Source organism: Shewanella vaxholmensis (assembly GCF_031932135.1).
In the GTDB taxonomy this organism is placed as follows: domain Bacteria; phylum Pseudomonadota; class Gammaproteobacteria; order Enterobacterales; family Shewanellaceae; genus Shewanella; species Shewanella hafniensis.
Genome location: NZ_JAUOEV010000006.1, coordinates 21,257 through 37,600, shown reverse-complemented (window position 1 = coordinate 37,600; position 16,344 = coordinate 21,257). Strand labels below are relative to the sequence as shown.

Here is a 16,344-nt window from a genome sequence, read left to right as displayed (position 1 = left end):
GAGATCAATCGTGACTTACTGGCATCCATTTTACGCTTCCTAAGCTTGAAGATCACTGAATTGGTTAACCCTAAAACAGAAAAATGCTATAGTGCGCGCCACACGGATTTTCATTGCAGAGGCTATTTCCACATGAGTTTTAAGGATTTACGCAGCTTTATTGATCATCTGGAAGCCAATGGCGAACTCAAACGCATTAGCTACCCAGTTGATCCTCATTTAGAAATGACAGAGATCGCCGATCGCGTATTACGCGCTAAGGGCCCTGCGCTATTATTTGAAAATCCCAAAGATCATCACATGCCCGTGTTGGTAAACCTGTTCGGTACACCAAAACGTGTGGCCATGGCGCTCGGTAAAGACGATCCCTTAGCGTTGCGCGAAGTGGGTGAACTGTTAGCCTTTTTAAAAGAACCCGAACCACCACGGGGTTTTAAAGACGCGATAGCTAAGATCCCTATGTTCAAGCAAGCCTTGAATATGCCGCCAAAAACAGTGCGCAATCCCCCTTGCCAACAAGTGATCAAAACCGGCGATGAAGTCGATTTGACCCAATTACCTATTCAGCATTGCTGGCCGGGCGATGTAGCACCACTGGTGACATGGGGCTTAACCATCACCAAAGGCCCGCGCAAGAGTCGCCAGAATTTAGGTATTTATCGCCAACAATTACTGGGTAAAAACAAGCTGATCATGCGTTGGTTATCTCACCGTGGCGGCGCGTTAGACTTTGCTGATTTTAAACAACAATTCCCCGGTGAGCGTTATCCTGTTGTCGTCGCACTCGGCGCCGATCCTGTGACCATTTTAGGTGCCGTCACCCCAGTCCCCGATTCCATGAGCGAATACGCTTTTGCCGGTTTACTGCGCGGTGAACGTACCGAAGTCTGCAAGGCATTAAGCTGCGACTTAGAAGTGCCCGCCACCAGTGAAATCATCCTCGAAGGCTATATCGATCCTGAGGAACTGGCGGAAGAAGGCCCCTACGGCGATCACACGGGTTACTACAACGAAACCGATAAGTTTCCAGTATTTACCGTTACCCACATCACTCACCGTAAAGATGCCATCTACCACAGCACTTACACAGGCCGTCCACCGGATGAGCCCGCCATGCTTGGAGTTGCATTAAACGAAGTGTTTGTGCCGATTTTGCGTAAGCAATATCCTGAGATCGTTGATTTTTATCTGCCGCCTGAGGGTTGTTCGTACCGCATGGCAGTGATCTCCATTCGCAAACAATATCCGGGACACGCCAAACGGGTGATGATGGGCGCGTGGTCTTTCCTACGCCAATTTATGTACACCAAGTTTATTGTTATCGTCGATGAAGATGTGAACTGCCGTGACTGGCAAGATGTGATCTGGGCGATCACCACCCGTATGGACCCTAAACGCGATACCGTGATGATCGAAAACACCCCGATCGACTACCTCGATTTTGCCTCACCCGTCGCGGGCTTAGGCTCAAAAATGGGACTCGATGCCACTAATAAGTGGGAAGGCGAAACCAACCGCGAATGGGGCACGCCAATCGTGATGGATCCAAAAGTAAAACAAAAGATCGACTCAATCTGGGATGAGTTAGGCATAGACGACAGCCCAACCCTATAATTCAGCTTAAGCCGTTACTCAAATATCGGCTTAAGCCAAGAGAATAGGCCAATAACAGGCCGCTAAAGCGACACCTAGACACATAATGTTGAAGAAAGGTGCAAAGGAAGTTTGATGAAAACCATACGTTGTAAGATAGAGAAAGTTAGCCCATTTAACGATGCCGTATATCAAGTATTGTTAAGGCCAGAAACCGCCTTCGATTTCCAAGCGGGGCAATACTTATGTGTTGTCATGGGTGAAAAAGATAAACGTCCCTTCTCTATCGCGTCAGCGCCAAACGCCGAGCTGATCGAATTACACATTGGCGCCGCTGTCAGTGAAAGCTACCCAATGCAAGTGGTCGAGCGCCTGAAAGCCTGCGCCATTGATGGCAGCACTATCGATATCGAAGCCCCAGGCGGCGAAGCCCACCTGCGCCACGAAAGCCAACGCCCTCGCCTCTTAATCGCCGGCGGCACAGGTTTCTCTTACATTAAAAGTATCGTCGAGCACCAAATCGCCATTGGCCAACAGGTTAAAACCACCCTGTATTGGGGTTGCCGCACCCAAGATGCCATGTATTTTGAAGCCATCGCCCGCCAATGGCACGATGCCCACCCTTGGTTGAACTTCGTCCCAGTGATCGAAGAAGCCCCAGCCAATTGGCAAGGTAAAACCGCCAATCTGTTAGCGCAAATCAAGCAAGATTTTGTCAGCTTAAATGGCTACGACATCTACATCGCCGGCCGTTTCGATATGGTGGGTGCAGCACGGGAAATCTTCCGCGAGATTGGTGTAGAGGAAGCGCATCTCTACGGTGATGCGTTCGCGTTTATCAAATAACACGATAATTTGTATGCTTGGCTGGCTAACCTTTGCCAGCATAGGCTTAAATAATAAACCCCAGTTTTTACTGGGGTTTTGTTTTATACGTCACGCCGTATTTCACTTTTTGTGGATACATCCACTCAGTAAACCTGCTTATCCAAAGATTATTTGCTGCTTAAGCAAAAGATTAAAGTCGTGGGTCTTCAACCCACACCCGACCAAGGAGGACTGCTCGTCCTATCCTCCTTGGATTCTCCAAGACGCCCCTAGCGAAGTTACATGCATTAGTGACTGGCTTCGTGCTTATTCGAAAATAGTTAACGCTTCCGATGGGGCGTCCCTTCCCCCCGAAAGCGACGCAGACGTCCTGTCTGCGTCACGCTATTTTCTTCAACGCCCTTTAGCAACTTCGCAGGGGAAGGTGAACTTCTGTGATCTCGGTGTCGACTGTTTATCCCAAAAGAGTTTTTTCCTGTCCTATCTTTTTACTTTCGCAGGGAAATTGGCGTAACCTTTAGCATAAAATGTATGCCTGTCCGCTCTTTCTTTTTCGCAAAAAACCATAGTAACCAGTCACAATGTACCAACAAAAATATGGCTTATCAGTCTTTTCCCATGGGTATCTCATTTTCTTGATAGTCACTAACTTTCACTATTGTGGAATTATCCCATAATGAGTCAATAGCTGACGCAACATGGGATTCAAGTACAAATGAAACAGACTAAGACGCCACACAAACTCGTTAAATGCTTAGCCTTAACGGGATTATTCACCCTATCTGCCTGTGCAAACGACGAACTTGCAGATACTTTACTCACCAATACCCACGTCTATGGCCATGATCAAGCGACTAGTTTAGCCATTAAGGATGGCAAAATTGTCTACATTGGGAATAGCATTAACGCCATGGATCACGTGAGCAATCAAACCAAAGTCATCGATTTAAAAGGTCATTACTTATTACCTGGTTTCATTGATAACCATAATCATGTGTTTGAAGCCGCGAGTGAAATAGGTAGCGACTGTTTACTGGATGATGAAACTAATCTCAACGGCTATATCCGCACATTAACCTCCTGTAAAAATCAGTTGGAAACGGGAGAGTGGTTACTCGGCTATGGCCATCAACTCAGTGTAGTAATGCAAGAGAATGGCCCCACTCCTTTGGCAATATTAGACAAAATCTTCCCCGATAATCCTGTCGTTATTATGGAGCAAACATCCCATTCTATGTGGGTCAACTCCCTTGCATTAGCCAAAGCTAAGATAAGCGCTCATACAGCCGATCCGCAAGGCGGCAAGATCCTCAAAGATGAAGAAAGCGGTAAACTTCTCGGTATTTTATTCGATAATGCTGGCGATCTTGTGATGGAACAAGCATGGAAATCACAACCCAATCTACAACAAGCCAATTATCAAGGTTTATTAAATGGTCTGGCAGCTGCTGCCGAGCACGGGATAACGACTATCGGTGATGGACGACTCTATTGGAAACGTGACTGGTTAGAGACATGGCTAGCCGTCGAAAGTCATGATGAATTAACCGCCAGAGTCAGTCTACGCCCTTGGATTTATCCTGCCGATGAACCCCAAACACAGCTTGATTTCTTTAAAAAAATCCATTCTGATGATAAACAACGTCTGCTGCTCATCAATCAGGTCAAAATCTACAGTGATGGCATCATCATAAACGGTACTGCCAGTACATTAGCCCCCTATGATTGGAGCTACACCCCCGAACTTCCTAGGGGACTCGAGTATGTTCCTGCCAGTAAAATGACGTGGTGGCTTACTGAACTCAACAAAATTGGATACGGGGCACATATTCATGCCATAGGTGATGCAGGGGTACGCAACACCTTAGATGCTATTGAAACTTTACGATCTCAGGGAGCTACTCGCCCTTATGCCATGACGCATTTAGAAATGGTATCTCCCCAAGATATCAAACGCTTTGCCTCACTAAAAGTCGATGCCGATTTCCAATTGGGTAGCGATTACATTGCTGCGCAAGATCATGAGTGGGCGATCCCTTTTATCGGTAAGCAACGAGCTCATGCTTTATTACCTATTAACCCTATTTTCAAGACTGGCGCGAATGTAACTTTAAGTAGTGACTGGAATGTGAATGATATCAATCCACTCGTTGGTATTGCTAACGCAGTCTATCTGCAAAATGCAGGCATCACCGATATTCACAGTGCTATTGCAGCCTATACAATAAATCCCGCTAACGCCTTGGGCATAAGTGACATTACTGGTTCTATCGTGCTAGGGAAATCTGCCGATTTTGTTGTATTAGAGCGAGACATTACCCAAGCTACAGCAAAACAAATTGCTGACACTCAAATTTTAATGACGTGGTTAGAGGGGGAGCTAGTGTTCGATCTCAATGATCAATAGTAATCCAGTATCAATCTAATTATTTGCTGAGTTGCTCTTTTATTAACGTCAGCAAAGAAGACCCTAAGGTGCTGGCCTCAAACCCATGATGCCAGCGCATTTCGAGCCGCCGCTTCATAGGCGCAAATTCACTACTCAATTGGACAACTTTTAATCTTCCACTGTCGATTTCTGTCTGCGCTAAAGATAACGGCAAAAAACTATATCCATCCCCTTCGGCAAGTAAGGACTTTAACAAAGCAAGATCGGGGATTTGGCAATAATGGCCACTAAATCCGACTTCGAGATCATCACTTTCAGTCTGCCCTCCTGCCCAAATATATTCACGATAGGGCGCTAATTGTGCGGGGTCGATTACCTGCTGTGAAGCTAATGCATGCTGTCCAGATATCAACATTACCTCTTGATATTCGCCAAGGCGGCAGTAACCCGATTGAGATTGATGTAATTCAACCGTTTCATGTAACAGTAAAAGGTCGATATCATTGGATAAAAAAGCGCTGTGTAAAGCATCGAAAGTATCCACTTTTAAGACAAAATCCAGCGTTGGAAACTGCATTAAATAGCGCTGAATCGTCGAACGTAAGACTTCTAAAGGAATATAATTTTCAACCCCCAACACTAACCGACCTTTACCAAGCTCAGCATAATGGGTCGCCGATTGAGTAAATTGTTCCCATTGGGCCAAGGCTAAAATAGCCTTAGGTAGTAAATGCTCACCTCCCGCAGTGAGTGCCACTTGATTTGCACTACGCTCAAATAAATCCACACCGATGTCGACTTCTAGATCGGCAATCCACTGACTCACTTGCGGCTGACGTTTTCCCAGAGCGCGAGCGGCGGCTGAAACTGAGCCTAGTTGAGTCGTCAATACAAATGCTTTAACTCGTTGAATATTCAAATGTGCTCTACTATTTTATAAGCGCGTTGTGCACTTGACTTTAATACCCGTCAGACGGAATCACAATGTTAACTTACCTATGCAAGACACTTTGTTAAAAATCAGATGTGAAGCCCCACGACTTAGATTTAGATTTTGATTTAAAAAGTTAAAAGTTAAACTAATGCCCAAAACTCAAACGAAGTTTGAACACCCACAGCCCTGCGGCGCCTGAGCAGCCCCCTACACTTGTGGTCTATGTAAATCGAAACGCAGATCTTCGGAGATCCCATAGTAAGCCGATGGGCCGCCGGCACGTAATACGGGCTCGGCAAGTGCGGTTTGATAAATCCCCTCGGCATTGAGTAAATGCTTGGCGATATGCACGGCCACCACTTCACCTAACACTAACCAAGTATCAATCTTGTCGCCATTGGCGGCGCTGAGTTGAATACATTGCGACAACTTACATTCAAAATTCACTGGGCTTTCAGCCACTAAATCGGCCTTAACAATCGTGCCCGCCTTGGCAGTGAGTCCAGCAAAGCTAAACTCATCTTGACCGCGTGGCAGCATGGCGGAGGTTTGATTCATTTTCTCGGCTAAGCCGCGAGTGGTGAGGTTCCACACAAACTCCCCTGTTTCGACAATATTGGCGACACTGTCTTTCCAACCTGTGCTGGCAAAGCCAATGATGGGCGGTTTGTAATTGAAACAATTGAAAAAGCTGTAAGGGGCGAGATTGCGTTGCCCCTCGGCATTGCGTGATGAAATCCAGCCGATCGGTCGAGGACCCACAATTGCATTTAAAGGATCGTGTGCAAGACCATGGCCTTTGCTCGGTTCGTAAAAATAGCGGTTATCAGCGGTCATACTTGATCCTTTTGTTATTGCCACATTGTTATTGCCACAACCGTGACTTGAGCGATTAACACAGCCATCACTGGCACACTTTTATGGTCGCTATCTTACCTAAGTTCCTTGGATGTCGCCAAAACTCTGCGGCATAAGTTAAGCGAGAGCTAGGATAAAATCAGGCTGCAAATTTTAGATCCAACACACTCTTCTGCTAAAGTGATGCTGATCAGTGGGCTAAATGGCTAACTCTGCTAGGTGGCAAATAAAGGAGTCCTGAATGGATGCGATAAAAAGAATATGGAAAAGGTTGTTATTGGCCACAGTGCTGTTGGCGACGGGTTGTGCCAGTGTAGCGCAAATCGATTTCAATGCTCTGTTTGGCACTAGCTCACCTCAAAAGCGCATCGAGAATGCACAGCTTAACAACCAATTTGTTCAACAGGCCGAATTTGTGCACACACAAGTTGAGCCAATCCTCAATAGCCGCTGCGTGGTGTGCCATGCCTGCTACGATGCTCCCTGCCAGCTCAAAATGACCTCAAGCGAAGGCATAGAACGCGGAGCGAGTAAGGAAAAAGTCTATCAAGGCACACGTTTAGTCGCCGCCACGCCCAATCGCTTATTTGTCGATGCCTTTACCCCAGAAGCTTGGCGTCAACGCGGGTTTTACCCCATGTTAAACGAGCGCAATCAAACTCCAGAAGCCAATACCCAAGCCTCAGTATTGGCCAGAATGCTCACACTTAAGCAAATGCATCCCCTGCCCGAAGACAAGATTTTAGATAAGCGTTTTGATTTCAGCCTCGACAGAGTTCAACAATGCGCCAACCTAGAGGAAATGGACAAATACGAGCAAAGCCAACCGTTTGCGGGTATGCCATATGGCTTGCCAGCGCTGAATGCGAGTGAACATCAAGTGTTGATGCATTGGCTCGAACAAGGTGCGCCATTGCCATTCGCGCCATCGCTAGCCCCTGAATTTATTACGGAAATCACCCATTGGGAGCAATTTTTAAACGGCGACAGTTTAAAGAGCCAATTAAGCGCACGCTACATCTACGAGCATTTGTTTGCCTTCCACTTATATTTTGAATCTTTAAATCAACCGAACGCCCAGCCTCTGTTTTTCGAGTTAGTGCGTTCGAGGACGCCGCCGGGGCAAGCGCTGGATATTATCGCCTCCCGTCGCCCCTTCGACGATCCTAAGGTGGAACGTGTCTATTACCGTTTTCGACCTTATCGGGCGACCATAGTCGATAAAACCCACATCCCCTATGCCTTAAATTCCGGCTTGCTGCACGACTGGCAGCAATGGTTTATCGATGCGGATTACTCAGTGACTCAGCTGCCGAGCTACCAGCCGAGCATTGCGGCCAATCCCTTCGAAGCCTTTATTCAAATTCCTGCCGGTGCGCGCTATCGCTTTATGCTGAACCGCGCCCAAGACACCATTATGGGCTTTATCAAAGGCCCAGTGTGCCGTGGTCAGGTGGCGCTCAATGTGATTAACGACAGATTCTGGGTGTACTTTGTTACCCCAGATTATATGGACGACACGGATTTTAGGACCTTCTACCATTCCCAGATTGAAAACCTACGAATGCCAGCGGAGGAAGAAAGCACTGCACTCGCCGTAACTTGGGTGAAATATGCCGCCAAGCAAGGTAAGTATATGCGGGCACGAAATCAGTTCTTAAACGAGAAGTTTAAAAACGGCCAACACCTCACCATAGACGGGCTCTGGGATGGCGACGACAACAATGATAATGCTAGCCTGACAGTGTTTCGCCACTTCGATAATGCCACTGTGGTCAAAGGTTTAGTCGGTGAGCCGCCCAAAACCGCTTGGATTATCGATTACGCCTTATTGGAGCGTATTCACTATTTACTGGTCGCAGGTTTCGATGTGTATGGTAACTACGGCCACCAGCTTTTAACTCGCTTATACATGGATTTTTTACGCATGGAAGGGGAATCAAATTTCCTAACTTTGTTACCGCAGGAGGAAAGGCGCAAACAGTTTAGTGATTGGTATCAAGGGGCTGGCACTCAGCTCACGGCGTTTATCGCGGGGGATATCAACACCTTTAATCAGCCCACGGGCGTGCTCTACTATAGCGATGACCTCAAGGGCGAACTGTATCAAAAACTCGGGCAGAAAGTCGCTAAGGTACAGCCGAATCGATATCAAATAGAAAACAGTAACTTGCAAGCTAACAGCAAGGCGCTGTTGCAGGCTTTAGGTCGATTAAAAGGTACCCAAGCGACCCTGTTACCTGAGCTAACCATGATCATGGTCGAGCCTGAAAAAGCGGGTAAAGCCGAGGTCTTTACCTTAGTTCGCAATAGCGCTCATCGTAATATTTCGAGCCTGTTTAATGAGGCCAGCAACCGCGAACCTGCAAAGGATGATGTCACCTTAGTGCATGGTTTATTGGGCAGTTACCCAGAAGCCTTCTGGCTGGTGAAAGAACAGGACTTACCTAAAATCGTGGCGGCGGTAGAGCAAATGCAAACCGAAAAAGACTATGAGGCACTGCTCGATGTTGCGGCTGTACGCCGTAGCGATCCCACCTTTTGGGCCTTTAGTGACAAACTCAATCAGATATTTTTCGACAATCACCCGATAGAAAGCGGTTGGCTGGATTACAACCGCCTGCAAAATCGTTAATAAAAAGGGGAACGCTAGCGTTCCCCTTGCTTTCAAATCAACCCAGTAAACTTACCAGATCTTAACGCGATCTTCAGGGGCTAAATACAGCTTGTCGCCAGGCTTAACATCGAATGCGCTATACCAAGCATCTAAGTTACGCACTGTCAGCGCGCGGTACATGCCAGGTGCATGGCCATCGGTAGCGACGCGAGCCCGCAGCGCTTCATCACGCATCTTAGTCGCCCAGGTTTGCGCAAAGCCGATAAAGAAGCGTTGATCGCCCGTAAAGCCTTCAATCACTGGGGCTTCTTTACCGTTAAGCGAGGCATGGTACGCATCAAGTGCCGCGGCTAAACCCGCCACATCGGCAATGTTTTCACCTAAGGTCAGCTTGCCATTGACGTGTAAATCAGGGAAAGGTGCATAGGTATCAAACTGCCCTGCCAACGCATCGCCTTGCTTAGCAAATTGGGCAAAGTCAGCCGGCGTCCACCAGTTACGCATAGCGCCAGTCGAGTCAAATGCCGCACCATTGTTATCAAAGCTATGGCTGATTTCATGGCCAATCACAGCACCAATCGCACCATAGTTGTAAGCCGCATCGGCCTTAGCATCGAAGAATGGTGGCTGTAAAATACCCGCAGGGAAGTTAAGCGCATTTTGCACGGGCAAGTTCACCGCATTCACCACTTGCGGTGTCATCCACCACTCGCCTTTATCCATTGGTTTGCCAATCTTGGCGAGCTGATGGCTGTACTCTACTTTTTCACCATTGATGGCATTCGCGTAGGCATTGGTCGCCGTCACAGCATAGCTGTCGTAGTTGCGCCATTTGTCGGGATAACCCACGCCCACTGCCATAGTCGCCACTTTCGCTAAGGCTTCTTTCTTAGTGGAAGGGTCCATCCAATCGAGTTTTTCCACTCGCTGACCAAAAGCAGCCACTATGTTATCCACCATAGTGCTGACTTCAGCCTTGGCCGAAGCAGGGAAATATTGCTCGGCATAGGCATGGCCTACGGCATCACCTAGGTATTGATCGAGTGCAGCTAAAGCACGTTTATCGCGGCCGCGCTGTTCTGGCGTACCAGAAAGCTTAGTGCCGTTAAAGGCAAACGAAGCATTGTCGATGGTCGATGGCAACACATCGGCGTGACTGTTGATCTGGTGGAACACAAGCCAATCTTTCCAAGCTTCTAAAGGCTCAGAGGCCACCAGCGCAGAAAGTCCCGTAATCGCCGTCGCATGGTAGGCTGCAAATTTTGGCTGATTGCCCAATTGTGCTGCCGCGAGGAAAGCAGTCCAATCGATGCCCGGTGCTTTAGCATCAAAGTCAGCACGGCTCCACACGCCCGAAGATTTAGCGAAATCTTCACTATCTTCACGGCTAGCGTGGGCGGCAGCGATCTTGCTCTCAAGGGCAAAAATACGATCGGCACGGGCAGCGGCATCGCTCACGCCCGCATCTTTGAGCAAGGTTTCAATGTAAGCACGGTAAGCACTGCGAATGTCGGCCATTTTAGGATCGGCAGACAGGTAATATTCGCGCTCAGGTAAGCCTAAACCGCCCTGCAAAAAGTAAGGCAAAACTTCGCCCGGCGTGGCTAAACCTTGGGTTACGAAGATCCCAAACAGGTTTTCGGTATGGAAATCAGTTGCGTTGAGAGGGTCAACATCTGCGCGCAGGTTTTCACCTAATACTGCGGATAAATCTTGCTTGCTCGCAATGGCCTCATAACGGGCGATATCCGCCTCTGCAGGTTTCATTCCAGCGGCATCAATGGCGGCAGTGTCTGTGTAAGCCTTGTAGAAATCGGCGATACGTGCTTCGTCGCTACCCGCCGTATGCTGCGCTTTTACCAGTTCGGCAATCAAACTGGTTTTATGCTTTTCAGTCGCTTCAAAGGCAACAAGGAAAGCGCCAGTGCTGGAGCGATCGGCTGGGATCATCGTCGTTTTCATCCACTCGCCATTGGCGTAGGTATAAAAATCATCCCCAGGTTTTACCGTTGGCGACATAGCCGCGACATTAATACCTACCGGCATTTGAGCGGCAACGTCTTGGCTTTTAGGTGCGCTTTCGCTGGTTTTAACTGTGTTTTCTGTGGTGTTATCACTGCAAGCAGTGAGCCCCGTCAGTACTGAAGTAGACAGTAACAGCGCGGGAATAAGACGGTCCGACATGAATGGCTCCTCTTTCTTTTATTATTGTATTTATCTTGTGATGATTAGGTTTGGCAGTGTAACTGGCTCTGAATGAAGAAGTAAAACAAAGCCACTTTTTATGATAAAAAGTTAATGCAAACATTCTGAGCCACAGCGTCTAAACCAATCGCTTAGTGCCGTCACAGATTCGCCTAACTACAGACACAAAAAAGCCGACTTTATGTCGGCTTAATCAAGTTTGGCTAACAGCTACTCTATAATTTAATCTGAGTGTACTGAGTCCATGCAAGCACTTGTCCCATTTGAGGAATAATCCATACGGCCGTATGCTCATTTTGATAAACACGATAATAGAATAAATGTTCATCGCGGATATCATGCTTACGAATTTCACGATAAAACTGCATGGCAGAGTGGCTCACTTCGTCCGGTTTTGTCAGCTCTTTTTGTAGCACTTTTACATAGAAAACATCGACTTTAAGATCATTAATCTCAGTTTGATACTGTTCAAACTCACCGCGGATCGTGTATTTAATCGGTGTTGTTAAGCAATCTTGATCTGTTATACAAGAGGTTGAATAGAAATTTCCCCGATTCTCCCCTTCATAAACCAGAGACATGCTGAGATCGTTCCGAACTAAGAGCTCACCCGCGACAGGAAAATAGATATCCGCGTGATAATTATGCTCAAGTAGTTCACCTTTACCTTTGTCATCCGCTGGGAGGACAATGCGGTTATAGCGAATCCGCTGCTCCATCTTTTGACTCAGTGGAATAAATTCCGCCATATTTAAGCCTGCAGGTTTCGCATCTATTGCCGTGATATTAATAATGCCGCGACCAGTACAAGCCTCAGCGTCCAGCTCAGGACAAATCGCCATGGAATAATTTTTACCATCCGTTGCTGCAAAAGCGCTGAAGTACTTGATACTGCTGATATGGTTTCCCTCTGGCGCCAAATGTTTTTGCCACCAAGAAGGATGTAAATGCTCCTCATCGCCAATATAGAAAGTTTGCGCCGTTCCTAGAGTCCCACCAATATTGAGGCTGATGTATTTATCGGCATGCCACTTAGCCACCTGTTTAACCACTGCATGGTGATCGCTCATATACCAGACGATCGCCAAAATAAGGCCCAAGAAGGCAATACCCGCAAATTTGGTCCAAGCCGATACGCCAACTAAAGCATCGCGGATTGCATCGGCATCGTTTATGGCCAACATCTTTACATGGGATTGCTCAGCGATATGCAACTGATAACCGCGGCGCGCAACGGTTTTAAGCTGTACTTCGGTGTAAGGTTCGAGCTTTTTTCTTAGGGTGCTAATGCACTGCGTTAGCGAAGTCGGTGCAACGACGCGGTCTGGCCACCCCACCTGCAACAAGGCTTCTTTCGTCAATATGGCGTTGGGGGAAGATAACAAGAGTACCAATATAGCCGCTTCAGAAAAGGTCAGGTCTATGGATGTGCCATGCACTTGATCAACTAGTTTTTTAGCCTGTTCATCTAACAATAAATATGAAGTGATTTTATGCATGTTAAACGCCTGAAAACTCAGCCAAAGTAGATAAGGTATGATCGCGCTAACGGCGGGCAAGCATATTGGGACAATGTTGTTCCCAAAAGCACTGTGACTTGCAGCCACCTATCTAAGATGGTTTATTTTACTTTTTAACAACATAAAATACTGTGACTGCATACTCAGTTTAGTTATTGTTTAATAAGCACAAAATTAGACTAATACAGGATTTGCTAAACTAAATTTCTTGACGTTTGAAGACCCAAGAGCACCCCAATAATAGAACAATAATCCAGCCGCCTAACAAACCATACATCATAGGTAATACCAATCCAGTTTGCGCGATTAAGGAAAGGCTACTTTTAGCTGCTAGTGTATCCGACGATGTGGCAAGCAAATTTAAGGCACGGAACAAGTCGGTAGGATTCAGTAGAATGAGTAGATTAAATAGATTGCGATTAAGCATTTCACTCATTCCAACCAAAACACTGAGCAAAATAAGATCATAAACTAGCACGAGCACAAACCATAAAATAAGTAACATCCCCAATGCCTTAGCTTTTTCTCGCACACACAAACTAACCCAATACCCCAATAGAACAAACACTAATGACAGCAAAATACTACTTATTATCAAATGGATAAATCCGATAACTATCGCGAATTGAGCCTGAGCATCGCCAAGTAGTATCAGTAATAATCCAGTCACACCAAAACCTAAGATACAGGCGATAGCCATCACGCACGCATGGCCCAAAAACTTGCCGCAGACAAGATGCCAACGCTCCAATGGATATGTTAGTAATAACAATAAAGTGCCAGATTCTTTCTCACCAACAAAGCTGTCATAACTCAACAAGATCGCGCCTAATGGCAGCATAAATACCGATAAAGTAACAAGCCCAGAAAGGATCTGCGCAGGATCAAGTATCACTAAGCTGCCCGATATTACGCTACCCATAAAGCTCACGCTGAGGGAAAGCAGCAGCAATATGCCCGCCATCATCCATAACCATCGATTACGCAAATTGTCCTTAAACTCCTTGGCAGCTATGGTACTCACTATACTTAGGGCACTTAAATGGCCGCACTGCCAAACCTCTGATTGACTCATACGGCTGCCTCCCACTTAACGCCTTGAGCCATATGTGTTACTTGCATGGTATCTGTAGATAAAACCTGAGGCTGAGAATGACAAACGGTTTCCATATAGTAATGAAACACAGACTGCAAACTCGAGGGCTCAACAGAAAAATCCCCTGCCGGCACTTTTTGTAATAGATGATGTAAAACGCCTGATTTTTGCTCCTGCGGTACTGCCAGTTTTAATCCCTGCGCCGAACTCGTCTCAATACATCCCGCTAAAATAGGATCTGCAAGTACCTCTTGCCTTTGAGTGTGGGATAAGGAATGCAAAAAGAGATGGTTTGGCAACTGAGTCGCAGCTCTTAGGGCGGTTAAGGTTCCCGAAGCTAACATTCGTCCTCGACCTAAAATCAAAGCCCGATCCATTTGATCTTGCACTAATCCTAACTCATGGGTACTGATGATAATTGCGCAGCCTTTAGCCTTAAGCTGGGCTATTTTTTGATACAGAAAAGCCGATGCTAAGGGATCTAGACCGACAGTCGGCTCATCAAGTAACAATACCTGAGGATCAGCCAATATTGCCTGAGCGAGCCCAAGACGCTGCCGCATTCCCTTGGAAAATGTACTCAGACGTTTATCTTTAGCGGCGTCTAAACCAAATTCAGCAAGTAATTCATGTACTTTTGTAAGAGCAACACCCTTAAGCTTAGCGAAATATCCGAGTAGTTCGAAAGCGGTCATGTTGTCATAAAAGCTCACATTTTCAGGTAAATAACCTAAAGATAAGCTCAACCTGGCACTCATAGATCCCACATTATGTCCTTGAACTTGGATCTGGCCACTTGTGGGTGTCAGCAATCCCAAAATAAGCTTAAGTAATGTAGACTTACCTGCACCATTATGGCCAAGGAGTGCGATAACTTGGCCTTTTAGGACCTCAAAATTCACGTCTTCCAATGCCTTAAAGTTGTTATAAAACTTACTGACATTTATCGCTTTAACGGCAATATCAGCACTAGCCACAGGCTTATTCGTCGAGAATGTGAAAGTCTGATTCATTGCGAACCTCCATCAATAAGTGCGGGCGAGACCGATTGCATTAAGGGAAAGCTATCGATAATCCCCGTCGTCATTTGGGGTTGAAATTGGCGTTCAACCCAACGCAGCAGTAAAACAACTGGACTTTCCATTAACAGTTTTGCTTCAGGATAAAGCCAAAATAGTTTGTCTAAGCTGTCATTGGGCCTATGGGCCAAATCACCTATCCCATCTAGATCCAGATCCCAGCCTTGGTATTCTGACCAATAATTGCCTTGTCCTTGATAACTCCACTCTAACTGTGTGTCGCCGACATATTTCACTTGGTTTTGATTCGCAATGATTCGATTATGCCAAAGACGGTTTTCCTCTCCGCCCATGGCCATACTGATCCCAGTATCGCTATGACTAAACTCGTTATCTTGAATACGGTTATTTTGAGCAGCGTAAATAAAAATGCCTTTGCCTTCGTTACCCAGCTCCACCGAACCTTGGGGATGCTTAACGTCTGTGGCGGTATTGGCCTGAATATGGGACTCGTTGGTGATATTGAGCAGAATACCAAAGTCCCGCGCTTGGCTAACGTGATTATGGTGCAGGTAGATTTGCTTTGAGCTCATCAGGGCATAACCGCCATCGACGTTGATAGCTTGATTGTGCGCGGCTTCATCGCCTCGGGTGTACATGTAATGGATGGCGTATTGCAACTTAGCGAATTGATTATGGTGAATTTGGCTGTCCGTCACCGACTCGAGATACACGCCATCGCGGACAAAAATAAAATGGTTATCTTGCACTTGGGGCGCACTCACATGCTTGAGAAAGACACCGTCACCCCGATCCAACACATAAATGGCGCCATTACCGCTGATATTGTTTTCAATGATGCGCGGCGCAGCAAGTTGCTCGCCATAAATCCCAAAGCCATCCCCGACAAGACGATTGCCCTTGATAAGCACCTCGTCTGCCCCCGGTAATAGCAGGATCCCCGCATCATGGTAATAAAGATCCCGTCCCCAATGGCGGATATTAAGCCCTTCAACAATCACCTTGGGTGCAGTAATGGTGAGGGCGCTACCTTGGCGCAGGGCATCGAGGGCCGCGCCCGCTTCGCCCTTGATATGAATGGAACGGGTAACATTAAAATTGCCTTCAAACACGGCGGTATCAAGTACGAGCGTGTCACCATCCTGCGCCTGCGCTAATGCTTGGGTTAAAGAGACGGTATCTTTAACCCTTAGCTCCTGCGCTACCCCGATAAAGGATAAGGTGCAGAGCCAACAGATAAGCAATAAACGCAGCATGAGCAATC

Annotated in this window: 11 protein-coding genes; 4 read left to right on the top strand and 7 right to left on the bottom strand. The window is 46.8% G+C overall.

What is annotated here, in order from left to right:
- Positions 1–132 precede the first annotated feature (132 nt).
- The 3 genes from ubiD (at position 133) to Q4Q46_RS07390 (ending at position 4,828) form a co-directional block, all read left to right on the top strand.
- Positions 133–1,614, top strand: a complete 1,482-nt coding sequence (gene ubiD, locus Q4Q46_RS07400; RefSeq protein ID WP_006079949.1) for a 4-hydroxy-3-polyprenylbenzoate decarboxylase — start codon at positions 133–135, stop codon at positions 1,612–1,614.
- A gap of 114 nt (positions 1,615–1,728) precedes the next feature.
- Complete coding sequence (gene fre / locus Q4Q46_RS07395) at positions 1,729–2,439, top strand: NAD(P)H-flavin reductase (RefSeq protein ID WP_006084281.1); 711 nt, start codon at positions 1,729–1,731, stop codon at positions 2,437–2,439.
- 697 nt (positions 2,440–3,136) lie between these two features.
- Positions 3,137–4,828 carry an amidohydrolase gene (locus Q4Q46_RS07390; RefSeq protein ID WP_259577728.1) on the top strand — a complete coding sequence of 564 codons (1,692 nt, stop codon included), beginning with the start codon at positions 3,137–3,139 and terminating at the stop codon, positions 4,826–4,828.
- Between the two features lie 19 nt (positions 4,829–4,847).
- Here Q4Q46_RS07390 and Q4Q46_RS07385 read toward each other — a convergent pair whose 3' ends face one another.
- Positions 4,848–5,729 carry a LysR family transcriptional regulator gene (locus Q4Q46_RS07385; protein ID WP_006084283.1) on the bottom strand — a complete coding sequence of 294 codons (882 nt, stop codon included), beginning with the start codon at positions 5,727–5,729 and terminating at the stop codon, positions 4,848–4,850.
- A 222-nt stretch (positions 5,730–5,951) separates the two neighbouring features.
- Complete coding sequence (locus Q4Q46_RS07380) at positions 5,952–6,581, bottom strand: flavin reductase family protein (protein ID WP_311905611.1); 630 nt, start codon at positions 6,579–6,581, stop codon at positions 5,952–5,954.
- 262 nt (positions 6,582–6,843) lie between these two features.
- On the opposite strand from Q4Q46_RS07380, the gene Q4Q46_RS07375 reads away from it, so the two are divergent.
- Positions 6,844–9,237, top strand: a complete 2,394-nt coding sequence (locus Q4Q46_RS07375; RefSeq protein WP_311905610.1) for a fatty acid cis/trans isomerase — start codon at positions 6,844–6,846, stop codon at positions 9,235–9,237.
- 51 nt (positions 9,238–9,288) lie between these two features.
- Here the strand turns inward: Q4Q46_RS07375 and Q4Q46_RS07370 are convergent, their stop codons facing one another.
- The 5 genes from Q4Q46_RS07370 to nosD form a co-directional block, all read right to left on the bottom strand.
- Positions 9,289–11,403: a M13 family metallopeptidase gene (locus Q4Q46_RS07370; RefSeq protein ID WP_311905609.1), complete on the bottom strand. Its 2,115-nt coding sequence runs from the start codon at positions 11,401–11,403 to the stop codon at positions 9,289–9,291.
- Between the two features lie 236 nt (positions 11,404–11,639).
- A complete protein-coding gene (locus Q4Q46_RS07365; RefSeq protein WP_126492852.1) occupies positions 11,640–12,923 on the bottom strand; it encodes a winged helix-turn-helix domain-containing protein in 1,284 nt (427 codons plus the stop codon).
- Between the two features lie 220 nt (positions 12,924–13,143).
- Entirely contained in the window at positions 13,144–14,019 is an 876-nt protein-coding gene (locus Q4Q46_RS07360; RefSeq protein ID WP_126492854.1) for an ABC transporter permease, read from the bottom strand.
- Positions 14,016–15,053: an ABC transporter ATP-binding protein gene (locus Q4Q46_RS07355; protein WP_311905608.1), complete on the bottom strand. Its 1,038-nt coding sequence runs from the start codon at positions 15,051–15,053 to the stop codon at positions 14,016–14,018. Before Q4Q46_RS07355 ends, Q4Q46_RS07360 begins: the two co-directional genes overlap by 4 nt.
- The gene (gene nosD / locus Q4Q46_RS07350; protein ID WP_311905607.1) at positions 15,050–16,336 is read right to left on the bottom strand and encodes a nitrous oxide reductase family maturation protein NosD; all 1,287 of its coding nucleotides are present in this window, start codon (positions 16,334–16,336) and stop codon (positions 15,050–15,052) included. The genes Q4Q46_RS07355 and nosD overlap by 4 nt, the downstream gene beginning before the upstream one ends.
- Positions 16,337–16,344 lie beyond the last annotated feature (8 nt).

Excerpts from the sequence above, each read along its gene's own strand:
- ubiD (WP_006079949.1), top strand. The coding sequence starts at position 133 with ATGAGTTTTAAGGATTTACGCAGCTTTATTGATCATCTGGAAGCCAAT.
- fre (WP_006084281.1), top strand. The coding sequence starts at position 1,729 with ATGAAAACCATACGTTGTAAGATAGAGAAAGTTAGCCCATTTAACGAT.
- Q4Q46_RS07390 (WP_259577728.1), top strand. The coding sequence starts at position 3,137 with ATGAAACAGACTAAGACGCCACACAAACTCGTTAAATGCTTAGCCTTA.
- Q4Q46_RS07380 (WP_311905611.1), bottom strand. The coding sequence starts at position 6,581 with ATGACCGCTGATAACCGCTATTTTTACGAACCGAGCAAAGGCCATGGT.
- Q4Q46_RS07375 (WP_311905610.1), top strand. The coding sequence starts at position 6,844 with ATGGATGCGATAAAAAGAATATGGAAAAGGTTGTTATTGGCCACAGTG.
- Q4Q46_RS07370 (WP_311905609.1), bottom strand. The coding sequence starts at position 11,403 with ATGTCGGACCGTCTTATTCCCGCGCTGTTACTGTCTACTTCAGTACTG.
- Q4Q46_RS07365 (WP_126492852.1), bottom strand. The coding sequence starts at position 12,923 with ATGCATAAAATCACTTCATATTTATTGTTAGATGAACAGGCTAAAAAA.
- Q4Q46_RS07360 (WP_126492854.1), bottom strand. The coding sequence starts at position 14,019 with ATGAGTCAATCAGAGGTTTGGCAGTGCGGCCATTTAAGTGCCCTAAGT.
- Q4Q46_RS07355 (WP_311905608.1), bottom strand. The coding sequence starts at position 15,053 with ATGAATCAGACTTTCACATTCTCGACGAATAAGCCTGTGGCTAGTGCT.
- nosD (WP_311905607.1), bottom strand. The coding sequence starts at position 16,336 with ATGCTGCGTTTATTGCTTATCTGTTGGCTCTGCACCTTATCCTTTATC.